The sequence below is a fragment of the Streptomyces sp. NPDC023541 genome (genome assembly GCF_055559995.1).
In genome coordinates this window covers 17,434-39,098 of sequence record NZ_JBVHJO010000009.1, presented here as the reverse complement: position 1 = coordinate 39,098, position 21,665 = coordinate 17,434, and the positions used below count along the sequence as shown (strand labels likewise).

Here is a 21,665-nt window from a genome sequence, read left to right as displayed (position 1 = left end):
TCCGCACGGACGACCCAACGGGGGGCACAGGCGATGACGGACCACCAGGAAACGGCCACCGCTACGACCATGGTGGCGCGGCAGGCCGACGGCACACCGATCGTGGCCGTGGACGACGTGCGCCACAGCTTCGGCAGCGGGGCGCAGGCCGTCCACGCCCTGCGCGGCGTCTCCTTCGAGGTCCGCCGGGGCGAACTGACCGCCCTCAAGGGCCGGTCCGGCTCCGGCAAGACCACCCTGCTGAACCTCGTCGGCGGCCTCGACACCCCGACGAGCGGCAGGATCAGCGTCGACGGCACCGACCTGGCGACCTTGGACGAGCCGGACCTGCTCGCCCTGCGCCGCGACCGCATCGGCTTCGTCTTCCAGTCCTTCGGCCTGATACCCGTCCTCACCGCCGCCGAGAACGTCGGCGTACCGATGCGGCTGCGCCGTGTCCCCGCCAGGGAGCGGGAGGAGCGCGCCCGGACGCTGCTCGCCCTGGTCGGCCTCGCGGACCACGCCGAGCAGCGCCCCGGCGAGCTCTCCGGCGGCCAGCAGCAGCGCGTGGCGGTGGCCCGCGCCCTGGCCAACGACCCCGACCTGATCATCGCGGACGAGCCGACGGGCCAGCTCGACTCGGAGACCGGCCGGTCGATCATGGAGCTGCTGCGCGCGGTGGTGCGCAGCGAGTCGGTCACCATCCTCGTCGCCACCCACGACCCCAACCTGATCGAACTCGCCGACCGGGTCGTGGAACTGCGCGACGGCCGCATCGTCGAGGCCGCCACGACCGCCGCGGAGGCGTAACCGGCCGCGCCGACCGCGCCCTGGACGCTGCGACCGCGCCCTTGACGCCGCGACCGGCCGGAAGCAGCGGCCGGGCCGTCCCATCCCTCGCCCCGCTCCTGGCTGAACTTCCAGTCGGAGCGCAGCACGCCGAACGCCTGGTCATGCAGCGCGCCCCCTGCGGCGGCGGCGCGGCGGGCCGGCCGGCCGGCCCGGGCAGCCGCTGCCGGAGGTCAGGGACCCGAACCGGCGGCCCCGAAGGGCACCCCGCCCCGGCCTCCGGCCCCCGTCCGGTGAATCCTTTTCCCAGTACGACTGATCCCTCCGCACGGGTGGCCCGTCCTGCGGCTCGCGGCCCGGCAGTCGGGCGGCACCCCTATAAACGGGGTGCTCTCTTCTCCCCCACGCCTCGACTGATGGGTCGCCATATCATGCTGAAGGCCGCTCTGCGGGTCCTTGCCGCCACCTTCCTCCTCTCCGTCGCCGTCACCCCGACCGCCACTGCGGCGCCGGCGGCGGCGGCGGACGACACGACCGCCCCCTGTGGGCCGGTCGTCGAGTACCGGGCCGCCGACTGGTGGCGCACCACGACCGCCCCGCACATCGCCCCCACGGTCGCCGCCACCGCCTCCAGCGAGCGCTGGCAGTGGCGCGAGGACGTCAACACGCTGTGGCGCGGCGACACGAGGGAGAACGTCGAGGAGATCTTCCGGAGCGGCTTCACCCCTCGCGGCGACCAGCTCATCCCCCTCGCCGAGTACATCGTCAAGGGAGGCGGGCAGCTCAGCGCCCACCTCAGCACCAGCTGCGACCAGTCGGTGGCCAAGCGGTTCGCGACCTACGGCGCGGAGAAGACCGGCTGGGTGTACGAGATCTACGCGCCCGGCGGCATCGACGTCAACGCGACGGCCCGCGTGAACAACTACCAGTCGCCGTACCTGTGGAACAAGGAGATCGACTTCCCCGGCGGCGTGCAGGGCAACTTCATCAAGGGCGCGTGCAAGTACCGGCTGACGGGCACCGACCCGGTCACCAACGACAAGACCTGGGAGCAGCTCGGCTGCAAGGACAACGCCGACTTCGCCCCCTACCGGACCGTCCCGGCCGCCGCTCTCGCACACTGAACGAAACCGACGGCGGGATCACGGCCCCGCCGGAATCGCGGGAGAGCCCTGGCGGGAGGTGGTGGCCGGGCAGTTCGGCGGCCAGGGCTCCTGGGGCAACGGCGCGGCCATGCGGGTCGCCCCGCTCGGCGCCTGGCACGCCGCCGACCTCGACGCCGTCGCCGAGCAGGCAGCCGCGCAGAGCGCGGTCTCGCACCACCACGCGGAGGCGGTGGCCGGTGCGGTGGCGGTCGCCGCCGCCCTGGCCACCCGCAGCCGCGGCGCGCCCGCGCCCGACCGCCCGGACTTCCTCCGGGCGATCGCCGCACGCCTTCCCGACAGCGACGTGCGGTCGGGGGTGCGGGTCGCGGCCCGGATGCCGGCCCGCGCCTCGGTCCGGCACGCCGCGGAGGTCCTGGGCTCCGGCTACCGGATGTCCGGGCCCGACACCGTCCCCTACGCCCTCTGGTGCGCGGCGGGACACCTCGACGACCTGCACGAGGGCCTGTGGTCCACCGTCGACGGACGCGGCGACATCGACACCACCTGCGCCATCGCGGGCGGGGTGATCGCCGCCCGGACGGGCGTCACGGCCCTCCCGCCCGCCTGGCACGCGGCCCGTGAGCCGCTGCCCCCGCTCGGCTGAGCCGGGGCAGCGGCTCACGGGCCGCCGTCCCCGGCAATCAGGCAGGGGTGAGGAGGCAGAACTCGTTGCCTTCCGGATCGGCCAGAATCGTCCAGGAGATTTCCGACTGGTCGATACCGGGGTCGGTGGCACCCAGGGCGCGCAGTCGGGCCCCTTCCACTGCGAGGTCGTCCCCGGGGTAGGGGCGGATGTCGAGGTGGACGCGGTTCCACACGCTCTTGGTGTCGGGGGTGCGGATGAACTCCAGGTAGGGGCCGACGCCCTGGGCGGACCGCATGGACGCCTGGTCGTCGGTGGCCGCGTGCACCGTCCAGTCCATCGCCCGGCCCCAGAACCGGGCCATCCCCCGCGGGTCGGCGCAGTCGACCACCACCGCGGCGATCGGCCCGGTGTCCCGGTAGATCGGACGGGGTTCCAGGACGCAGAACTCGTTGCCCTCCGGGTCGGCCATGACTGTCCAGGGGACATCGCCCTGGCCCACGTCGGCGAGGCTGGCGCCGAGGTCCTTCAGGCGCGCCACCAACTCCGCCTGATGGGCGGTCGAGGTGGTGGCCAGATCGAGGTGCACCCGGTTCTTCACCGTCTTGGGTTCCGGGCGGGCGATGATGTCGATGCAGACGGCCACGGGGTCGGGGTAGGAGAAGCCCACGGGTTCGAGGTTGGTCACGCCGGGTCCCTCGCTGTCGACACCCCAGCCGAGCGCCTCCGCCCAGAACCGTCCGAGCGCGGAGTCGTCCCGGGCCTTCATGTTGATCTGCACGAGTCTCGTAGCCATGCCGCAGATCCTAGGTCGTCGCGTCCGCGCCCAGGTCCGGCATCCCGCCCGCAAGGATCAGCGGCGGACGCGGGGCATGCCCAGGCCTGTCCAGGAGATGATCTCGCGCTGGATCTCGTTGTTGCCGCCGCCGAAGGTGAAGATGACCGCGCTGCGGTAGCCGCGTTCGAGTTCACCGTGCAGGACGGCGCCGGCGGAGCCGTCCTTGAGGGGGCCGGCCGCGCCGACGATCTCCATCAGCCAGGCGTACGCGTCGCGGCGCGCCTCGGAGCCGTACACCTTGACCGCGGAGGCGTCCTGCGGGGTGAGGGTGCCGGCCTCGACCGCGTTGACCATCTGCCAGTTGAGCAGCTTCATCGCGTCGAGGCGGACGTGGGTGCGGGCGAGCCTGCCCCGGACCCAGGACAGGTCGACGACCCGGCGGCCGTCGGCGAGTTTCGTCGACGCGGCCCAGCGCTGGACGTCGTGGAGGGCGCGGATGGCCATCGTGCCGTGCGCGGCCAGGGTGACCCGCTCGTGGTTGAGCTGGTTGGTGATCAGGCGCCAGCCCTTGTTCTCCTGGCCGACGCGGCGTGCGGCGGGGACGCGGATGTCCTCGTAGTAGCTGGCCGTCGTGTCGTGGGAGGCCAGGGTGTTGATGAGGGTGCAGGAGTAGCCGGGATCCGAGGTCGGGACGAGGAGCATGGTGATGCCCTTGTGCGCGGGGGCGTCCGGGTCGGTGCGCACGGCGAGCCAGACCCAGTCGGCGGTGTCGCCGTTGGTGGTCCAGATCTTCTGCCCGTTGACGACGTAGGTGCCGGTCTCCTCGTCGCCCTCGCGGACCGCCTTGCACTTGAGTGCGGCGAGGTCGGTGCCGGCGTCGGGCTCGCTGTAGCCGATGGCGAAGTCGATCTCCCCGGAGAGGATCCCGGGCAGGAAGTAGGCCTTCTGCTCGTCGGTGCCGAACTGCATGATGGTCGGCCCGACGGTGTTGAGCGCCATCAGGGGAAGCGGTACGACCGCCTGCGCCGCCTCGTCGAAGAAGATGAACTGGTCCATCGGGGTCATCCCGCGGCCGCCGTACTCCTTCGGCCAGCCGACGCCGAGCCAGCCGTCGGCGCCGAGCCTGCGGATGGTCTCGCGGTAGAACCGCTTCTGGGCGGCCGGGTCCTCGTAGCGGGCGTAGACGTCCTCGGGGACCAGCTCGGCGAAGTAGGCGCGCAGCTCGGTGCGCAACTGCTGCTGCTCAGGCGTGTATTCGAGGTGCACGGCCCCTCCGGGAATCTCGCGGTCACAGCCGGTTCGCTGGGATGGCGGCGGCCAGACTAGAACCTGTTGCAAGAATTCGGAAGGACCCGGGCGTCGGCCGTTCGGCTCCGGCGGCGATACTTCGGCCATGACGAGCCCAAGGAGCAGAGCGGAGTTCTTCGTCGACCCCGAACGCGAGGCCCGCTTCGGCGGCCCCGCGACCGGCGGCGAACGGCCCATGCTGACCGCCTTCCTGGCCGACCACCGGGCGACGCTGGAGCTGAAGTGTGCGGGCCTGGGCTCCGAGTTGGCGCGGCGGTCGGTGGAACCGTCGACGCTCTCGCTCCTCGGGCTGGTGCGGCACATGGCGGACGTGGAGCGCCGCTGGTTCCGGAAGGTCCTGGCGGGTCAGGACGCCCCGCCCCGCTTCTCCTCCGAGGACGATCCCGACGGTGACTTCGACGGCGCCCTGCCCGATGACCCCGCCGCCGTCGAGGCGGCGTGGGAGGCCTGGCGCGACGAAGTGGCCTTCGCCGAACGGTTCGTCGCCGAAGCGCCGGACCTGGACGTCGAGGCCGACGACGCGTGGCGCGGCAGGGTGTCCCTGCGCTGGGTGCTGATCCACATGGTCGAGGAGTACGCCCGGCACAACGGGCACGCCGACCTGCTCCGCGAGCGGATAGACGGGGCCGTGGGCATCTGACGTCCGACACCGCCGGTCGGCGCCGCAGCCACGGCCCGTCAGGTGTAGAGGTACAGGAGGTCGAAGCGGACGAGGTCCCTGGCCGCGTCGAAGAGGTACTCCCCCGACGGGTGCCCCTCGGCCCCCTCGTGGTTCGCGTACGCGTCGAACCGCGGGCTGTGCTGCCAGGTCGCGCCACCCGGCGCGTACGGCTCCAGCTCGGCGGGCAGGGCGGACGGCGTGGCGCCCCCCGGCGCGAAGGCGTACTCCGCCTTCCCCGTGACCGCCGCCGCCCCGCCGGCCGTCAGGCGTGCGATGCCGACCAGGCGGATCCTGGAGTCGGGGCCGGGGACGGTGCGGCTGCCGCCGGGGGGCTCGTCGATGTCGTAGCCGAGCCAGTGCGCCTCGGCCAGGGTCCCCACGTACGGCCCGAAGCGGGCGTTCAGCGGTTCCAGGTCGGTCCGCACCTGCGGCCCGGGCTCGGCCGGCCCGGGCCACACGGCGTACGCCGTACCCGCGCCGGCGGTCAGCAGCGGGATCCCGGCGAGCAGCAGGAAGCGCCTGCGGTCGGTGCGTCCCCGCCGTGCTTCCACGTCCGCCCCCCAGCGCCCTTCAGTTCAGGGCGCCGATCATAGCCGTGGCCGTCGCCGTCATCGCCGTGCGGGCCGCCGTCAGGTACGGTCGGGGGTCCGCCGGGGTGAGGTGTGCGCGGATGGCCTCCGTCATGGCCAGGTTCAGCGCGGTACCGATGTTGACCTTGCGGATGCCTCCCGCGACGGCCGCCGCGAGCTCGGAGTCCGGCAGTCCGGACGAGCCGTGCAGGACGAGCGGTACGTCCACCGCCTTGGCGAGCCGTGCCAGCAGTGCGTGGTCGAGGGCGGCGGTCCGGCTGGTCATCGCGTGGCTGCTGCCGATGGCGACGGCCAGTGCGTCGACTCCGGAGTCGGCGACGAACCGCCGCGCCTCGTCCGGGTCCGTACGGGCGCCGGGCGCGTGCGGGTCCGGCGGGGCGGCGCCGTTCTTGCCGCCGACCTCGCCCAGTTCGGCCTCGATCCACAGTCCGTTGGCGTGCGCCCAGTCGGCGGCCGAGCGGGTGGCCTCCAGGTTCTCGGCGTACGGCAGCTGCGCCGCGTCGTACATCACCGAGCTGTATCCCGCGTCGCACGCCTGCCGCAGCAGCTCGGGGCTCTTGACGTGGTCGAGGTGCAGGCCGACCGGGACCGCCGCCGCCTCCGCACAGGCGGCGGCGGCCCGGGAGATCGGCAGCAGGCGACCCTCACGGAACTTCACGGCGTTCTCGCTCAGTTGGAGGATGACCGGCAGCCCGGCCGCCTCGGCGCCGGCGACGACGGCTTCGGCGTGCTCCAGCGTGATGATGTTGAAGGCGGCGACGGCGCGGCCGGCCCCGGAGGCCTCCCGGACGAGCGCGCCCGCGCAGACGAGGGTCATCGGACCGCCTCCTCGCCGGTGGAGAGGATCACCGAGCGGGTCAGATTGCGGGGGGCGTCCGGGTCCAGTCCGCGCCGGACCGCGACGGCGAGGGCGAGGCGGTGCACTCGGACCAGTTCGGCGAGCGGGTCGAGCCGCCCGGCCACCCATTGGCCGCCCGTGCGGCGGACCTGTTCGGCGAGCCCGTCGGGGGCCGTATCGAGCGACCAGGTGACGGTGCCCGGCCCGGAGACACTGACCGGCCCGTGCCGGTACTCCATCGCCGGATAGGACTCGGCCCAGGACAGCGAGGCCTCCCGCATCTTCAGGGCCGCCTCGTGGGCGAGCCCGACGCTCCAGCCGCGGCCGAGGAAGGTGAACTGGCCCCGGCCGGCCAGCTCCTCCGGGAGCGGTTCGTCGAGGGCCGTACGGGCGTCGGCGACGGCCGCGGCGCTGTGCAGTCCGACGTGCGCGCGCAGCAGGGTCAGGGCGGTGGTCGCGAAGCGGGTCTGCACGACGGACCGTTCGTCCGCGAAGTCGAGGACGACGAGTTCGTCAGCCAGTGACATCACCGGGGTCGCCGGATCGCCGATGACGGCGGTGGTGGGCACGCCCGCGTCGCGCAGTGCGGCCAGCAGGTCCAGGACCTCGGTGGTGGTGCCGGAGCGGGTGAGGGCGACGACACGGTCGTAGCGGCGGTGGCGCGGGAACTCGGACGCGGGGAAGGCGTCGGTCTCCCCCTGCCCTGCCCCCTCCCGCAACACGGCGGCCGCCTGGGCCATGTGGTACGAGGTTCCGCACCCGACGATCGCGGTACGCTCCCCCGGCTGCGGCAGCACCGCCCGGCGGGCGGGGGCCAGTTCGGCGGCCCGCTCCCAGCATGCGGGCTGCGTGCCCAACTCGTACGCGACGTGACTCATACGGGCTCCCTCGTGCGGCAGACGGATCTGAATGCGTTGTGCGGGGTGCGTCGTGCGTTTTCCTGCAAGGTAGCGGGCACTTTCGCGCAACTTCAAGCAACCACGGGGTGATCTGCTGAGTTAGTGTCGCCGGGTAGCCCGACGGAGGCCACGGGACGAGTACGGGAGGGGGCGGCCGATGACGCGCAAGGAGCGCTGGCAGACACTGCTGGACCTGCTGGTGGAGCGGGGCGAGCTGGAGGTGGAGCCGGCGGCCGAGGCTCTCGGGGTGTCCGCCGCGACCATCCGCCGCGACCTCGACCAGCTCGCCGAGCAGCAGCTGCTGGTCCGCACGCGCGGCGGGGCGGTGGTGCACGGCGTCAGTTACGAACTGCCCCTGCGCTACCGGACGTCACGGCGCGCGGCCGAGAAGAGCCGGATCAGCCGGGCCGTCGCGGCGCTGATCACCCCGGGCGAGGTGATCGGCCTGACGGGCGGCACCACGACCACGGAGGTGGCGCGGGCCTTGGCCGGGCGTCCGGACCTGGCCCAGGGCTCGCCGGCGCTCACCGTGGTCACCAACGCCCTCAACATCGCGGGCGAACTGGTGATCCGGCCGCAGTTCAAGATCGTGCTGACGGGCGGTGTCGCACGGCCGCAGTCGTACGAGCTGACGGGGCCGCTCGCCGAACAGGTCCTCGGGCAGCTCGCGGTGGACACGGCGGTGCTCGGCGTGGACGGCTTCGACCCGCAGGACGGTGCGGCGACCCGGCACGAGGACGAGGCCTCGGTCAACCGCCTCCTGTGCGAACGCGCGCGCCGGGTGGTCGTGGCGGCGGACTCCAGCAAGCTGGGCGTCCGCGCCTTCGCCCGTATCTGCGCGACGTCGTCCGTGCACGTCCTGGTGACGGACACCGGCCTCGCCCCGGCGGTGGGCCGCGCCTTCACCGCGGCGGGGGTCGACGTGGTCACGGTCTGAGCGGGCGGCAGGACCGCCACCTCAGTGGGCCGGCAGGCGCTCCGACTCCCGGACCAGCGCCGCCAGTACGGGGGCGATCAGCGGGTGGGTCTCGGCGCCGCGGCGGGTCGCCGCGAAGACCCGGCGGGTGGCGGCCGGTCCGGTGACCGGGCGGACCTGCACCTCTTTCAGGTCCATGCCGCGCAGCGCGGAGCGCGGTACGAGGGCCACCCCGGCCCCGGCTCCCACGAGCGCCGTCACGGCGCGGAAGTCGTCGGAGGAGTGCGCGAACCGCGGCTGGAACCCGGCCAGTTCGCACGCGAGCAGGGTCACGTCGTGGCACGGGTTGCCGGGGTACTGGCCCACCCAGTCCGAGTCGGACAGGTCCGCCAGCGACACCGCGGGCAGGTCGGCCAGCGGATGCCCCGCGGGCAGTACCGCGTCGAAGGGTTCCGCGTAGAGCGGGACGACGGAGAGCCGGCCGTCGTCGGCGCCCGGAGCGCCCCGGTACTCGACCGCGAGCGCGAGGTCCGCCTCGCCGTCCAGGAGCAGCGGCAGGCTCTGGTCGCCCTCCGCGTCACGCACCCGCAGCCGGATCCCCGGGTGGTCGAGCGCGAGCCGGGCGATCGCCGGTGCGAGGACCTCGGCGATGCCCGTCGCGAAGGCGGCGACGGTGACCTCGCCGCCGGCCCCCTCCGCGTACGCCGCGAGCTCGGCCTCCGCCCGCTCCAGCTGCGCGAACACCTCGTGGGCGTGGCCGAGCAGGATCTCGCCGGCCGCGGTCAGCCGTACACCGCGGCCGCTGCGGGTGAGCAGCACGTGGCCCGTCTCCTGTTCCAGCGCAGCGAGCTGCTGGGAGACGGCGGAGGGGGTGAGGTAGAGGGCTGCGGCCGCGGCGGTCACCGTACGGTGGTCCGCCACGGCCCGCAGGATGCGCAGCCGGCGGGGGTCGATCACCCCTCCATGATGTCAGCCCTGAGCAGCGGAAAGCGCCGCACGGGCGTCGACGAAGGCGGCCACCGCGCGCTCCACGTCGGCCGTGGAGTGGGCCGCGGAGAGCTGGACGCGGATGCGCGCCGCACCCATCGGCACCACCGGGTAGGAGAAGCCGATCACGTAGACGCCGCGCTCCAGGAGCAGCTCGGCCATCCGGCCGGCCTCCGCCGCGTCGCCGATCATCACGGGGGCGATGGCGTGGTCGCCGGGCAGGATCTCGAAGCCGGCCTCGGTCATCTCGGTGCGGAAGAGCGCGGTGTTGGCGGCGAGGCGTTCGCGCAGGTCACCGGCCGATTCCAGCAGGTCGAGGACCTTGAGGGAGGCGGCCGCGATGACCGGGGCGAGGGAGTTGGAGAAGAGGTACGGGCGCGAGCGCTGGCGCAGCAGCTCGACGATCTCGGCGCGCGCGGCGACGTAGCCGCCGGAGGCGCCGCCGAGGGCCTTGCCCAGGGTGCCGGTGATGATGTCGACGCGGTCCATGACGCCGTGCAGCTCGGGGGTACCGCGGCCACCGGGGCCGACGAAGCCGACCGCGTGGGAGTCGTCGACCATGACCATGGCGTCGTAGCGCTCGGCCAGGTCGCAGATCTCCTGCAGGGGGGCGACGTAGCCGTCCATGGAGAAGACGCCGTCGGTGACGATCAGCTTGCGGCGGGCGCCGCCTTCGGTGGCCTCCTTCAGGCGCGTCTCCAGCTCGGCCATGTCGCGGTTGGCGTAGCGGAAGCGGCGGGCCTTGGAGAGGCGGATGCCGTCGATGATGGAGGCGTGGTTGAGGGCATCGGAGATGACCGCGTCCTCGGCGCCGAGGAGGGTCTCGAAGACGCCGCCGTTGGCGTCGAAGCAGGAGGAGTAGAGGATGGTGTCCTCCTGGCCGAGGAAGGCCGAGAGCCGCGCCTCCAGCTCCTTGTGCACCTCCTGGGTGCCGCAGATGAAGCGGACGGAGGCCATGCCGTAGCCCCAGCGGTCCAGTGCGTCCTTCGCGGCGGCGACGACCTCGGGGTGGTCGGCCAGCCCCAGGTAGTTGTTGGCGCAGAAGTTGAGCACCTCACCGGCGGCACTGCCGGCGCCTGCCGAGGTCACGGCGACGGCCGCGCTCTGCGGGGTGCCGATGACGCGCTCGGGCTTGTGCAGACCGGCGGAGCGGATCTCGTCGAGCGTGGTGCGGAGGTCGTCGCGGACGGTCTCGAACATGCTGCGTTCTCCTTGTGCGGCGGAGGGGGCCGGGCCCCGCGGAGGGGGGAGGGTTTGCGGGGCCCGGCCGGAGGGAGATGGTTCGTGGGGGAAGGGGACGGTTACGCGGTTACGCGGTCCAGTCCAGGATGATCTTGCCGCTGCGGGCGGTCGACGCCTCGTCGAAGGCGGCCTCGAAGTCGCGGTGGGAGTAGCGGCCGGTGATGACGGGGCTGAGGTCGAGCCCGCCCTCCAGGAGCACCGTCATCGCGTACCAGGTCTCGAACATCTCACGGCCGTAGATGCCCTTGATCGTGATCATCGAGGTGACGACCTTCGCCCAGTGGACGGGGAAGTCCGTGGCGGGCAGGCCCAGCATGGCGATCCGGCCGCCGTGCGTCATGTTGTCGATCATGTCGCGCATGGCCTCGCCGCGCCCGGACATCTCCAGGCCGATGTCGAAGCCCTCGCGCAGGCCGAGCTGTGCCTGCGCCGCGGCGATCGAGGACTCGGCGACGTTCACGGCGAGCGTGGCGCCCGCCTTGCGGGCGATCTCCAGCCGCTCGGGGCTCACGTCGGTGATGACGACGTTGCGCGCGCCGGCGTGCTTGGCGACGGCGGCCGCCATGATGCCGATCGGGCCGGCGCCGGTGATCAGCACGTCCTCGCCGACCAGCGGGAAGGACAGCGCCGTGTGCACGGCGTTGCCGAAGGGGTCGAAGATCGCGGCGACGTCCAGGTCCACGGCCGTGCGGTGCACCCACACGTTCTGCGCGGGCAGGACCACGTACTCGGCGAAGGCGCCGTCCCGTCCCACACCGAGGCCGATCGTGCTGCGGCACAGGTGGCGGCGGCCGGCGAGGCAGTTGCGGCACTTGCCGCACACCAGGTGGCCCTCGCCGCTGACCAGCGCGCCGAGCTCGATGTCCGCGACGTCCGAGCCGACCGCCGCGACCTCGCCGACGAACTCGTGGCCGAGGACGAGAGGGGTCTTGACCGCGCCCTGCGCCCAGCCGTCCCAGGAGCGGATGTGCAGGTCGGTTCCGCAGATGCCGGTGCGCAGCACCTTGATCAGCACGTCGCCGGGCCCGTACTCGGGCTCCGGGACGTCCATGAGCCACAGGCCGGGCTCGGCTTTGTGCTTGACGAGTGCCTTCATGGGTGGCTCCAGGCATGCGGAAGGGGGCGCCGTGAGCGTGCGGGGCTCGGGCGGCGTCGGTGAACGGCACCAATCTGCCGATCTCCGTGGTGATCAGTCCATCTAGACTTTCTTAAACGGGCCGACAGCGCAGCTTCACGAGCGTGTCTCCACGCCTATGCTCCTCCCTTGACGGGGCAGGGAAAAGGGGAGGTGAGGGGCGTGCCGAGTCTGCGCAGCAGGGCGCTTTCGGTCGCCATGGTCGCGGCGGGGCGGCGAAGACGGTTCGCGAGCGCCGAGGCCGTACGGGCCCGGGTGGCATCGGCGGCCCGCCGACCCGCGTCGCATCTGCCGCCGCGCCGGCTGGGCCGGGTCGCGGACATCTCCCGGACCTTCGTCGGCGCCTGGCCGGTGTACGACGTGTCCCCGCTGGGGGCCGAGCCGTCGGCGCAGGTGCTGTACGTGCACGGCGGCGGCTACGTGGGCGAGCTGGAGCGGCCGCACTGGGAGCTGGTGCGGACCCTGGTGACGCGGGCCCGGGCGCGTGTCGTCGTACCCGCGTACATCCTGGCTCCGCGCGGAACCGCGGACCGGACCGTCCCGGTGGCCACCGACCTGCTGAGCGGGCTGATCGCGGGCGGCGGTGACGGCGGGACGGTGCTCATCGGCGACTCGGCCGGGGCCGGGCTGGCGCTGGCGGCCGCGCAGCGCCTGCGCGACCGGGACGGCGAGCAGCCTTCACGGATCGTGCTGGTCTCGCCGTGGCTGGACGTGACGATGAGCCATCCGGACCAGGCGGCGATCGAGGAGGCGGATCCTGTGCTGGCCCGTGCGGGGCTGGTCGAGGCCGGGCGGCTGTACGCGGGGACGCTCGCCCCCGGGGACCCCCTGGTGAGCCCGCTGCACGGGACGTTCGGGGGGCTCGCGCCGCTGACGGTCTTCAGCGGGACCCGGGACGTGCTCACGACGGACAGCCGGGAGCTGGTGCGCCGGGCCCGTGCGGAGGGGGCCGAGGTGGAGTTCCACGAGGCGGTGGGGCTTCCGCACGTGTACCCGCTGCTGCCGGTGCCGGAGGGGCGGGCGGCGCGGGACAGGATCGTGGAGCTGGTCAGGTCCGCGGCGGAACTGTGATGCGGGGCCAGGGGGTGTCCTGTCGATCGGGCCGAGCCCGGCATGATCGGCAGACACCTTCTGAGGGCTGTCCCGTCATCCCCGGTGGATCGGCGCGCGGCGTCGGATGCGGTGCACCGCACGGCGGAGCAGTGTCCTGATACCGGGCCGTATCCGGGCGTTCCGCCAACGCGGCGCGGTGCCGTGGCTGTCGTCGTGCGCCCGCCGGGCATCACGGGACCGCCCTTAGGCCGTACAGGTCATCAAGGAGCTGATCGGCCAGGCGCGGTAGGCCGTCCAGTAGGCGTCGTCGCGTACGGGGTCGGCGGGCGGCGTCCGGTTCGGCTGCCAGCCGACGGTGACGAAGCCCGCCTCGACGGCCGCCTCGGCGAGGTCGGCGTGGGCCCATTCGCGGAACTCGAACGGCACCGGCGGCTCGGTCAGGAAGTGCGCCTTCAGCAGCGGCGCGTCGCCGTCGCGGACCCGGTCGAGGATGCGGACCCCGTACGGCGACCAGTCCACCCGCGGGAACGCCCCGGCGTTGGGCACGATGGCGAGCAGCCGGCCGCCGGCGCGCAGGTTGGCGCGGACGGACCGGAACATCGCGTGCAGGGTCCGGCGGTCGGGCGCGTAGCTGAACACGTACGCGGCGGTGGCGAGGTCGAAGGGGCCGAGGTCGGGCAGGCCGGCCGCGTCGGCGACGACGTATTCGACGTCGGGGCGGTCCTTCGTCGCCTCGTGTTCGCGGGCCAGGCGGATCATCTCCTCCGAGACGTCCACGCCGACCGTGCGCCGGGCCCCGCCGCGGGCCAGCAGCCGGGTGTTGTAGCCGTATCCGCAGGCCAGGTCGAGGGCGTCAAGGCCGCGCAGTCCGCCGAGCGCGTCGAGGGCCCCGTGGAGGGTGTAGGTGTCGGCCGCGGAGAAGGCCGCCGTGCTCTTGGACTCCGCGTAACGCTCGCCGATGGTGTCGTACTGGAACCGCATGCTCTGCCTTCCGGGGGCCTGCCGGGTGGGACGCGTGCGTATCGTGCCCCGCGGCAGGGGCGGATGGCCGCCCGCACCCCGTACGTCCCCCGGACGAGGGAAGCGGTCGGCCTATCGCGGCGGCCCGGACCGGTGGGGAGTGTCGTCAAAGTGGCGTCGGCCGCCCGAAGCCCGGCCGGGCGGGACTTTGACGACACGACCTGAGGGCTGTCCCGCCATCCCCCGTGGATCGGCGCGGGACAGCCCTTACGGGTGCGGCTGCGACCGTGTCGTCATGAGTTCACGGGCGCGGCCGCGCAGCCAGGCGTGGGCCGGGTCGGCGTCGTGGCGCGGGTGCCAGGCCATGCCGAAGGGCAGCGCGGGCAGGTCGAGGGGGATCTCGAAGGTCTCCAGACCCAGCGCGGCGGCGAGCGGCACGGCCCGGGCGGTCAGCAGCCCCACGAGGTCGCTCTCGCGCAGGACGAACAGGGAGGTGGGGAAGCTGCCCACGCTGCCCACCACCCGCCGGGACAGCCCCTGTTCGCCGAGCGCGGCGTCCACCGGGCCTTCCAGGCGGCCGCGCCGGGAGGCGATGAGGTGGTCGGCCGCGGCGAAGCGGCGCGCCGTGGGGCGGCCGCGCAGCAGCGGGTGGCCCGGGCGTACGACGGCCACCATCCGCTCGTCGTAGAGGTGCTCGACGTGGACCTCCGGCGAGCGGGTGTCGATGACGCCGAGTTCCAGGTCGGCGACGCCTTCGCGCAGCGCCGGCACCTCCACGTGGCTCTCGGCGAGGAACCGCAGCCGCACGCCGGGCGCCTCGCTGGTCACGCGGCTGAAGAGCGCGGCGCCGGTGACGGCGGTGAAGGCGTCGTTGGCCAGCACGGTGAAGGTGCGGGTAAGAGTGGGCAGGTCCACCTGGCCGCCACTCAGGAAGAGGGCCCGGGCCCGTTCCACGACCGAGTGGACCTCGCCCCGCACGGCGAGTGCGTGCGGGGTGGGCACCATGACCCGCCCGGCCCGGACCAGGACCGGATCGCCGAGGGCCTTGCGGATCCGGCCGAGGGTGCGGCTCATGGCGGGCTCGGACAGGTGCAGGCGCGCCGCCGCCCGGCTCACGCTCGACTCCTCCAGGAGCACATCGAGGGCGACGAGGAGATTCAGGTCCAACCCGGATTGCGTCACACGCATGGATCCCTTGCAGAACTTGCACTGGAAAGCAGGTCCGGCCAACTCTACGGTGAATCAGGGGGGATGGGCACCGCCCGTCCTGTCCCGACTCCCTCTCGATTCCGACTCCCAGGAGGAGCCGTGCTCCGCCATGCCGTCCCGCGGGACCCGACCGCCGGCCCGCCCGCGACGTCCCTCTCCCGGCCCGCCCTGCTCGTCCTGTGCGCCTGCGTGCTGACCGCCCAGGCCCTGGTCGCCGCCGTCAACCTGCTGATCCCGCAGCTCGCCGCCTCCGCGCTGCGCCCGGACCCCGGCGAGCTGCTGTGGTCGGTGGACGCCTACGTCGTCGTCTTCGCCGCCCTGCTGATCCCCGCCGGAGCGCTCGGAGACCGCCACGGCCGCAAGGGCGCCCTGCTCGCCGGGCTCGGCCTCTTCGCCGCGGGCGCGGCCGTCAGCGCGCTCGCCACCGTCCCGGCCGTCCTGATCGCCGGGCGCGGCCTGTCCGGCGCCGGCGCGGCCCTGATCATGCCCGCCACGATGTCGGTCCTGATCCACCTGAGTCCGCCGGAGGCCCGCGGCCGGGCCCTGGCGACCTGGACGCTCGCCGTGGGCCTCGGCGGGCTCACGGGCAACGTCGGCGGCGGCCTGGCCGGCGCGTACCTGACCTGGCGGGCCCTGTTCTGGACCGTCGTCCCGCTCGGCGCGCTGCTCGCCCTCGCCGTCGCCCGTACGGTCCCCCGTACTCCCTCGCGGCCCGACGCCGCCGTCGACCCCCTGGGCACGGTGCTGCTCACCGGGGCACTGGTAGCGGTGGTCTACGGGATCATCGAGGGACCCGGGCACGGCTGGGCCTCGGCCCGTGTGCTGGTCGCCTTCGCCGCGGGCGCGGGCCTCCTCGCCGCTTTCACCGGACACGCGCTGCGCGCCGCCCGCCCGCTGCTGGACCCGCGCATCTTCGCCTCACGGCGGCTGCGCGCCGGGACGCTGGGCATCGGGGCCGGCTTCTTCGGGATGTTCGCGCTCTTCTTCGTCAACGCGCAGTACCTGCAGTACGCGAAGGGGTTCTCCCCGGCCGAGGCCGGTCTCGCGATCGTCCCGCTGACCGTCGGGATGGCTCTGCTGCCCCGGTTCGGCGCGCGACTGGAGGAGCGCACCGGGCCCCGCCTGCCGGTGGGCACCGGGCTCGGCCTGATCGGGGCGGGCCTGCTGCTGGTCTCCACGGCAGACGCGGGCACCCCGTATCCCGTGTACGCGCTCTACCTGCTGGTCCTGTCGGCCGGCGCGGGCCTGTCCGCGCCCTCGCTGACCCTGACGGTGGTCGGTGCGCTGCCCGCTCACCAGGCCGGGCTCGGCTCCGGACCGAACACGGCGGCCCGGGAGGTCGGCGCCGCCCTCGGCGTGGCCGTGGTGGGCACGGTGCTGGCCTCCCGGTTCCCCGGGAACCCGCAGGATCCGGCCGAAGTCGCCGCCTTCACCGACGCGATGGGGACGGCGCTGCGCACGGTGGCCGTGGTGCTGCTCCTCGCGTCGGCCGCGGTGGTGGCGGGGCTCCGCGGAACCGGCCGGCACGGCTCGGGACGAGGCCCGCGGGAGCAGGGCGTACCGCCTCGCCGCCGGGATGCCGATGCCGTCCCCGAAGGCGCATCCTGACTGTGTGATGGCGAGAGCGGGCAGCGTCGGCGCGGCCACCGACGCCATGGTCCAGGCGCTCGCCCGGGCCGCCATGAGCGCCGTGGAGGCCGTGGGCGGGTACGCGGGCGGGGTGTACCTGCGCTCGAGCTCCGGCGAGCTCCTGCAGCTGGCCCTGTTCACGGGGCTGCCGCTGCCGCTGTTCCGGCCGTGGTGGCGGATGCAGGTCAACCGGCCCTTTCCGGTCGCCGAGGCCTACCGCTCGGGTCAGGCCGTACACCTCCCCGACGCCGCGTCGGCCATGAGCCGCTTCCCCCAGCTGATCGCCGGGCTGCCCTTCCCCTTCGCCTCGCTGTACGAGCCGGTGACCGCGGGCACGGAGCGTTTCGGCGTGCTGCTGGTACTGCGTCCGGCCACCCCCGGTGTGCCCGTCGGGGCCAGGGACCGCAGGCGGCTCCGGGAGGCCGCGGAGGGGCTGGCACGCGAGCTGTCGGCCCTGTCGGCGGCCGGGGAGCCGGTGGTGTGGGAAGGGGACCCGGTCGCCGTGCCGGCTCTGCCGCCCGAGGCCGAGGCCGGCGCGGCGGGCGCCGGTCGCGCCGTGGACCGGCTCGCGCAGGCGGTGCTCTCCCTGGACCGGCAGGGCCGGATCGGCTTCGTCAACTCCGCGGCGGAGCACCTGCTGGGTGTGGGCGCCGGGCAGCTGCACGGGCGGCTGCTGTGGGAGGCGGTGCCGTGGCTCGGGCACCCCTCGCACGACGACCATTTCCGGGCCGTCTTCATGTCCTCGGAGCCGGTGCACTTCTCCGCCCGGCGCGGCCGGCATCCGCCGGGCGAGTGGCTGTCGGTGGGCCTCTACCCGGCGTCGGACGGCGTGACCGTGACGATCGGCACGGGCGACCCGCCCGCCTACCCGTCCACGGCGGGGGCCGACCCGGGCGGGGGCGTGGACGCGCCGGCCGACCAGGCGTCCGCGCTGTACCGGCCGGTGGCCCTGGCCATCGCCCTGACGGAGGCGGTCACGGCCCGGCAGGTGTCGGCGGTGGTCACCGATGAGCTGCTGCCGGCCTTCGGTGGCCGCCAGCTCGCGATCTACCTGCTCGACGAACGGCATCTGCACCTGGCATGGGAGACCGGTTTCCCGCGGGGGTTCCTGAACCGATTCGACGGGGTCGCGCTCGACGTCCGGCTGCCGGGTGTGGAGACGCTGACCACGGGCCGGCCGCTGTTCTTCGAGTCGATGCAGCGGCTGGCCGCCGCCTATCCGGGCATTCCGCTGGACGCCGACGTCGGCGCGAGGGCCTTCCTGCCGCTGATCGCGTCCGGCCGTCCGGTCGGCTCGTGCATCCTCGGCTTCGACTCGCCGCGCGGCTTCAGCCCGGAGGAGCGTACGGTGCTGACCGCGCTGGCCGGGCTGATCGCGCAGGCACTGGCGCGGGCCCGGCGCTACGACAGCGAGGCGGCGCTCGCCCACGGGCTCCAGGCGGCGCTGCTGCCGCACCGGCTGCCGGTGCGGCCGCACGTGGACACCGTCGGCCGCTATCTGCCCGGCTCCGCCGGCATGGACGTGGGCGGCGACTGGTACGACGTCGTGGAGACCGGATCGGGCCGGCTGGCCCTGGTCATCGGCGACGTCCAGGGCCACGGGGTGGCCGCCGCCGCGACCATGGGGCAGCTCCGGAGCGCGGTACGGGCCTTCGCGCTCGCCGGCAGCACGCCGGAGCAGGTGGTGCGCGGCACCAACCGGCTGCTCATCGACCTCGATCCGGGGCAGTTCGCGAGCTGCTGCTACGTGGTGCTCGACCCGGCGTCGGGCTCCGCCCAGGCGGTGCGGGCCGGGCACCCGCAGCCGCTGCTGCGCCGTCCCGACGGCCGGACGGAGGTGCTGGACCTGGCGGGCGGGGTGGTGCTCGGCGTCGACCCGGAGGCCACGTACCCGGTCACGGAGCTCCGGCTGGCGCCGGGCGCAGTGTTCGCCCTGTACACGGACGGGCTGGTGGAGCTGCCCGGCGTCGACATCGACGAGGGGGTGGAGCGGCTGCGGCTGGCGCTGGCGTCGGGACTGCCGGGTCCGCTGACCGAGACCGCCGACCGGCTGATCGGCAACGCCGCCGACCGGCCGGACGACATCGCCCTGCTGCTGGCGTCCCTCACGGGCGGCTGCGATCAGCCCGCACCGCGCTGAGCGACGAGACGCCCCCAGGGGGTGTCGTCAAAGTCCGCCGACCCCGCCCTTCGGGCGGCCGACGCCACTTTGACGACACTCCCTAAGGACGTTCGAAGGCTTGGAGGATCCCGCCGATAGAGAAGCACAGGGCGCCGCACAGCGTGCCCCAGTTGGCGACTCCGGCGTCGACCAGGCCTCCGGTGGCGGGCCGGGTGAAGGCGGCCAGGGCCGAGACCATGAACAGCACCGATCCGAACTGGTTGACCGCGACGACCCACCAGCCGAGGCTGCGCGAGCGCAGGCAGGGCCACGGGCGGTGGCAGATCTCGACGAAGGCCAGGTGTCCCGAGAGCAGGAAGAGCAGGCATCCGATCACGTCGGGGGTCCAGACCAGCCGGTTGGTCTGCTGTGCGGTGAGTCCCTGGAGGAAGGAGTCCAGGAGGTTGACGCCGAACACGAGCGTCCCGACGAACAGGACGAACGTGCTCAGCCAGTCCAGGCGCAACGGCTCGTACCCCCACCACTTCCAGCCGGCGGTGACCAGTCGGCCGCCGCCCTCCGGGGTGTGGCGGGGCCCGTTCAGCACCTGGAGGAGCGAGACGTAGCCGCCGGTGTTGAAGAACAGGCCTCCCGCGAAGTAGATCGCGGCGCTCTCGGCCGTGTCGCCCCAGCCGAACTGGGCCACGGCGGCGCCGAGGGCGAAGAGGGCTCCGCCGATGACGAACGCGGTGGAGGCGACGGCGTTGAGCCGCCGCATGCGGCCGAGGGTCTCGGCATCGGCCGTCGTCGTCCTGACGGCCGTCTCGCCCGGGCTGCGGACCGCGAGCGTTCCGCGTCTGCGGGCGGGCCGCGACTCCCACACCACCGTCTGTCCTTCGGGGCGCTGCCAGGTGAGCCGGGTGGTGAAGGGGCCCGCGCCTTCGGCGCGCTGCTGGGGCAGTTCCACGGTCCTCAGCCCGCCTCGGTCGTCCGCTTTTCGATGCCGGCCAGGGTCAGTGCGGTGTTGACCAGGCCGACGTGGCTGAACGCCTGCGGGAAGTTGCCGAGTTGGCGCCCGGAGACGGGGTCGTACTCCTCGGCGAGCAGTCCGACGTCGTTGCACACCGACAGCAGCCGTTCGAAGAGGGCGCGGGCCTCGCCCTCCCGGCCCGTCAGGTGCAGGGCGTCGGCCAGCCAGAACGAGCAGGCGAGGAAGGCGCCTTCGTCGCCGGGCAGTCCGTCGTCGGTGTCGGCGGTGCTGTAGCGGCGGACCAGTCCGCTGCGGCCCAGTTCCGCGCGGACGGCGTCGACGGTGCCGGTGACGCGGGGGTCGTCGGGCGGGAGGAATCCGACCCGGGGGATGAGCAGGGTCGCCGCGTCGAGTTCGCGGGAGCCGTAGTACTGGGTGAAGGTGCCCCGCTCGGGGTCGAACCCCTTGTCGCACACGTCGCGGTGGACGGCGTCGCGCATGGCGCGCCAGCGGTCCACCTCTCCGGGCAGCGAGGGGTCGCTCTCCAGGGTCCGCACGGCCCGGTCCGCGGCCGCCCAGGCCATCACCTTGGAGTGCACGAAGTGCCGGCGGGGGCCGCGCACCTCCCAGAGGCCTTCGTCGGGCCGGCGCCAGTTCTTCTCCAGGAAGTCGAGGAGCGCGAGCTGGATCCGCCAGGAGTGGGCTTCGGCGGGCAGCCCGGCGGATCTGGCCATGTGCAGGGAGTCGATGACCTCCCCGTACACGTCGAGCTGGAGCTGGTCGACGGCCGCGTTGCCGACACGGACGGGTGCGGAGGAGGCGTAGCCGCGCAGCCAGGGCAGTTCGCTCTCGGGGATCCGCCGCTCGCCCCCGATCCCGTACATGATCTGGAGGTCGGCGGGGGCGCCGGCGACCGCGCGCAGGAGCCATTCGCGCCAGGCGCGGGCCTCGTCGAGGAAGCCGGTGTTGAGGAGGGAGCCGAGGGTGAGGGTGGCGTCGCGCAGCCAGCAGTAGCGGTAGTCCCAGTTGCGGACGCCGCCGAGCTCCTCGGGCAGGGAGGTGGTGGCGGCGGCGACGATGCCGCCGGTCGGGGCGTAGGTGAGGGCTTTGAGGGTGATCAGGGAGCGGGTGACCGCTTCCTTGAAGGGGCCGTCGTAGCGGCACTGGGAGGCCCACTCGCGCCAGTCGGAGAGGCTGCACTCCAGGGCCTCGAAGGGGTCGATGGGTTCGGGGCGCGGGTCGTGCGACGGGTGCCAGGTCAGGACGAAGGCGACGCGGCGGCCGGCGGTGACGGGGAACTGGGAGCGGGTGCTGTTGGCCTCGCCCCAGGTGCGGACGGGGGGCTCGCTGCGGAACCAGGCGGAGTCGGGTCCGGCGACGGCGACCCGGTCGCCGTCGCTGCGGCGTACCCAGGGCACGACGTGGCCGTAGTCGAAGCGCAGGCGCAGGGTGCTGAGCATCCTGACGGTGCCGCTGATGCCTTCGACGATGCGGACGACGTCGGGGGCGACGTCGCGCTGTGGCATGAAGTCGATGACCTTGACGGTGCCTGTCTCGGTCTCCCAGTACGACTCCAGGACCAGTGAGCCGTCGACGTAGGCGCGGCGGGTGCAGCGCTCGCCGTCGGCGGCGCCGAGGGGGGCGATGCGCCAGTGGCCGTTCTCCTCGTCACCGAGGAGCTTGGCGAAGCAGGCCGCCGAGTCGAAGCGCGGCAGGCACAGCCAGTCGATGGACCCGTCGCGACCGACGAGCCCGCTGGTCATGAGGTCGCCGATGAGTGCGTAGTCCTCGATGGGTTGTGTCATTTGAGCGCTCTTCCCCTGAATGTCAGGGGCCAATCAGCCCGGGCCCGGGACACCCCGGGCGCAGCTCCAGGGGGTGTCCGGCCTGACC

Annotated in this window: 20 protein-coding genes; 8 read left to right on the top strand and 12 right to left on the bottom strand. The window is 73.6% G+C overall.

The window, feature by feature from the left end:
- The first annotated feature begins 69 nt into the window (after positions 1-69).
- The 3 genes from ACZ3X1_RS22775 to ACZ3X1_RS22765 all read left to right on the top strand — a co-directional run bounded on the left by ACZ3X1_RS22775 (position 70) and on the right by ACZ3X1_RS22765 (position 2,517).
- Positions 70-789, top strand: a complete 720-nt coding sequence (locus ACZ3X1_RS22775) for an ABC transporter ATP-binding protein (RefSeq protein ID WP_356813410.1) — start codon at positions 70-72, stop codon at positions 787-789.
- 395 nt (positions 790-1,184) lie between these two features.
- Entirely contained in the window at positions 1,185-1,892 is a 708-nt protein-coding gene (locus ACZ3X1_RS22770; protein WP_467280765.1) for a scabin-related ADP-ribosyltransferase, read from the top strand.
- 61 nt (positions 1,893-1,953) lie between these two features.
- Positions 1,954-2,517: an ADP-ribosylglycohydrolase family protein gene (locus ACZ3X1_RS22765; RefSeq protein WP_467280764.1), complete on the top strand. Its 564-nt coding sequence runs from the start codon at positions 1,954-1,956 to the stop codon at positions 2,515-2,517.
- Positions 2,518-2,554: 37 nt separating this feature from the next.
- On the opposite strand, the gene ACZ3X1_RS22760 is transcribed toward ACZ3X1_RS22765, so the two are convergent.
- Positions 2,555-3,292 (bottom strand): VOC family protein, encoded by a 738-nt coding sequence (locus ACZ3X1_RS22760; RefSeq protein WP_467280763.1) that lies wholly within the window; start codon positions 3,290-3,292, stop codon positions 2,555-2,557.
- Positions 3,293-3,349: 57 nt separating this feature from the next.
- Positions 3,350-4,540 (bottom strand): acyl-CoA dehydrogenase family protein, encoded by a 1,191-nt coding sequence (locus ACZ3X1_RS22755; RefSeq protein ID WP_356813392.1) that lies wholly within the window; start codon positions 4,538-4,540, stop codon positions 3,350-3,352.
- A gap of 127 nt (positions 4,541-4,667) precedes the next feature.
- Between ACZ3X1_RS22755 and ACZ3X1_RS22750 the strand changes: the two genes are divergently transcribed.
- Positions 4,668-5,222 (top strand): DinB family protein, encoded by a 555-nt coding sequence (locus tag ACZ3X1_RS22750; protein WP_356813393.1) that lies wholly within the window; start codon positions 4,668-4,670, stop codon positions 5,220-5,222.
- Between the two features lie 38 nt (positions 5,223-5,260).
- Here the strand turns inward: ACZ3X1_RS22750 and ACZ3X1_RS22745 are convergent, their stop codons facing one another.
- The 3 genes from ACZ3X1_RS22745 to ACZ3X1_RS22735 are packed head-to-tail and all read right to left on the bottom strand — an operon-like array spanning position 5,261 to position 7,549.
- On the bottom strand, positions 5,261-5,794 hold the full coding sequence (locus ACZ3X1_RS22745) for a hypothetical protein (RefSeq protein WP_467280762.1): 534 nt from the start codon (positions 5,792-5,794) through the stop codon (positions 5,261-5,263).
- A gap of 19 nt (positions 5,795-5,813) precedes the next feature.
- Entirely contained in the window at positions 5,814-6,650 is an 837-nt protein-coding gene (locus ACZ3X1_RS22740) for a class II fructose-bisphosphate aldolase (protein ID WP_356813395.1), read from the bottom strand.
- On the bottom strand, positions 6,647-7,549 hold the full coding sequence (locus ACZ3X1_RS22735; RefSeq protein WP_356813396.1) for an SIS domain-containing protein: 903 nt from the start codon (positions 7,547-7,549) through the stop codon (positions 6,647-6,649). The genes ACZ3X1_RS22740 and ACZ3X1_RS22735 overlap by 4 nt, the downstream gene beginning before the upstream one ends.
- 178 nt (positions 7,550-7,727) lie before the next feature.
- On the opposite strand from ACZ3X1_RS22735, the gene ACZ3X1_RS22730 reads away from it, so the two are divergent.
- Positions 7,728-8,507, top strand: a complete 780-nt coding sequence (locus tag ACZ3X1_RS22730) for a DeoR/GlpR family DNA-binding transcription regulator (protein WP_356813398.1) — start codon at positions 7,728-7,730, stop codon at positions 8,505-8,507.
- A 21-nt stretch (positions 8,508-8,528) separates the two neighbouring features.
- Here the strand turns inward: ACZ3X1_RS22730 and ACZ3X1_RS22725 are convergent, their stop codons facing one another.
- The 3 genes from ACZ3X1_RS22725 to tdh all read right to left on the bottom strand — a co-directional run bounded on the left by ACZ3X1_RS22725 (position 8,529) and on the right by tdh (position 11,811).
- Positions 8,529-9,443, bottom strand: a complete 915-nt coding sequence (locus ACZ3X1_RS22725; RefSeq protein ID WP_356813399.1) for a LysR family transcriptional regulator — start codon at positions 9,441-9,443, stop codon at positions 8,529-8,531.
- Between the two features lie 12 nt (positions 9,444-9,455).
- On the bottom strand, positions 9,456-10,673 hold the full coding sequence (locus ACZ3X1_RS22720; protein ID WP_356813400.1) for a glycine C-acetyltransferase: 1,218 nt from the start codon (positions 10,671-10,673) through the stop codon (positions 9,456-9,458).
- 109 nt (positions 10,674-10,782) lie between these two features.
- Complete coding sequence (tdh, locus tag ACZ3X1_RS22715) at positions 10,783-11,811, bottom strand: L-threonine 3-dehydrogenase (protein ID WP_467280761.1); 1,029 nt, start codon at positions 11,809-11,811, stop codon at positions 10,783-10,785.
- Positions 11,812-12,012: 201 nt separating this feature from the next.
- Between tdh and ACZ3X1_RS22710 the strand changes: the two genes are divergently transcribed.
- Positions 12,013-12,921 (top strand): alpha/beta hydrolase fold domain-containing protein, encoded by a 909-nt coding sequence (locus ACZ3X1_RS22710; RefSeq protein WP_467280760.1) that lies wholly within the window; start codon positions 12,013-12,015, stop codon positions 12,919-12,921.
- 225 nt (positions 12,922-13,146) lie between these two features.
- Here the strand turns inward: ACZ3X1_RS22710 and ACZ3X1_RS22705 are convergent, their stop codons facing one another.
- Entirely contained in the window at positions 13,147-13,884 is a 738-nt protein-coding gene (locus ACZ3X1_RS22705) for a class I SAM-dependent methyltransferase (protein ID WP_356813403.1), read from the bottom strand.
- 246 nt (positions 13,885-14,130) lie between these two features.
- Complete coding sequence (locus ACZ3X1_RS22700) at positions 14,131-15,051, bottom strand: LysR family transcriptional regulator (protein ID WP_356813404.1); 921 nt, start codon at positions 15,049-15,051, stop codon at positions 14,131-14,133.
- Between the two features lie 63 nt (positions 15,052-15,114).
- Here ACZ3X1_RS22700 and ACZ3X1_RS22695 point away from each other — a divergent pair, with 63 nt between their 5' ends.
- Positions 15,115-16,680 (top strand): MFS transporter, encoded by a 1,566-nt coding sequence (locus ACZ3X1_RS22695; protein ID WP_467280759.1) that lies wholly within the window; start codon positions 15,115-15,117, stop codon positions 16,678-16,680.
- Positions 16,681-16,687: 7 nt separating this feature from the next.
- On the top strand, positions 16,688-18,841 hold the full coding sequence (locus ACZ3X1_RS22690) for a PP2C family protein-serine/threonine phosphatase (protein ID WP_467280940.1): 2,154 nt from the start codon (positions 16,688-16,690) through the stop codon (positions 18,839-18,841).
- 82 nt (positions 18,842-18,923) lie between these two features.
- On the opposite strand, the gene ACZ3X1_RS22685 is transcribed toward ACZ3X1_RS22690, so the two are convergent.
- Both ACZ3X1_RS22685 and ACZ3X1_RS22680 read right to left on the bottom strand, forming a co-directional pair.
- Entirely contained in the window at positions 18,924-19,769 is an 846-nt protein-coding gene (locus ACZ3X1_RS22685) for a hypothetical protein (protein ID WP_467280758.1), read from the bottom strand.
- A 5-nt stretch (positions 19,770-19,774) separates the two neighbouring features.
- Positions 19,775-21,577: a glycoside hydrolase family 15 protein gene (locus ACZ3X1_RS22680; protein ID WP_467280757.1), complete on the bottom strand. Its 1,803-nt coding sequence runs from the start codon at positions 21,575-21,577 to the stop codon at positions 19,775-19,777.
- Positions 21,578-21,665: the final 88 nt, after the last annotated feature.

What these genes read in the sequence shown, in the direction of transcription:
- ACZ3X1_RS22775 (WP_356813410.1), top strand. Translation starts at nt 70, where the DNA reads ATGGTGGCGCGGCAGGCCGACGGCACACCGATCGTGGCCGTGGACGAC.
- ACZ3X1_RS22770 (WP_467280765.1), top strand. Translation starts at nt 1,185, where the DNA reads ATGGGTCGCCATATCATGCTGAAGGCCGCTCTGCGGGTCCTTGCCGCC.
- ACZ3X1_RS22760 (WP_467280763.1), bottom strand. Translation starts at nt 3,292, where the DNA reads ATGGCTACGAGACTCGTGCAGATCAACATGAAGGCCCGGGACGACTCC.
- ACZ3X1_RS22750 (WP_356813393.1), top strand. Translation starts at nt 4,668, where the DNA reads ATGACGAGCCCAAGGAGCAGAGCGGAGTTCTTCGTCGACCCCGAACGC.
- ACZ3X1_RS22740 (WP_356813395.1), bottom strand. Translation starts at nt 6,650, where the DNA reads ATGACCCTCGTCTGCGCGGGCGCGCTCGTCCGGGAGGCCTCCGGGGCC.
- ACZ3X1_RS22735 (WP_356813396.1), bottom strand. Translation starts at nt 7,549, where the DNA reads ATGAGTCACGTCGCGTACGAGTTGGGCACGCAGCCCGCATGCTGGGAG.
- ACZ3X1_RS22730 (WP_356813398.1), top strand. Translation starts at nt 7,728, where the DNA reads ATGACGCGCAAGGAGCGCTGGCAGACACTGCTGGACCTGCTGGTGGAG.
- ACZ3X1_RS22720 (WP_356813400.1), bottom strand. Translation starts at nt 10,673, where the DNA reads ATGTTCGAGACCGTCCGCGACGACCTCCGCACCACGCTCGACGAGATC.
- tdh (WP_467280761.1), bottom strand. Translation starts at nt 11,811, where the DNA reads ATGAAGGCACTCGTCAAGCACAAAGCCGAGCCCGGCCTGTGGCTCATG.
- ACZ3X1_RS22705 (WP_356813403.1), bottom strand. Translation starts at nt 13,884, where the DNA reads ATGCGGTTCCAGTACGACACCATCGGCGAGCGTTACGCGGAGTCCAAG.
- ACZ3X1_RS22700 (WP_356813404.1), bottom strand. Translation starts at nt 15,051, where the DNA reads ATGCGTGTGACGCAATCCGGGTTGGACCTGAATCTCCTCGTCGCCCTC.
- ACZ3X1_RS22695 (WP_467280759.1), top strand. Translation starts at nt 15,115, where the DNA reads ATGGGCACCGCCCGTCCTGTCCCGACTCCCTCTCGATTCCGACTCCCA.
- ACZ3X1_RS22690 (WP_467280940.1), top strand. Translation starts at nt 16,688, where the DNA reads ATGGCGAGAGCGGGCAGCGTCGGCGCGGCCACCGACGCCATGGTCCAG.
- ACZ3X1_RS22680 (WP_467280757.1), bottom strand. Translation starts at nt 21,577, where the DNA reads ATGACACAACCCATCGAGGACTACGCACTCATCGGCGACCTCATGACC.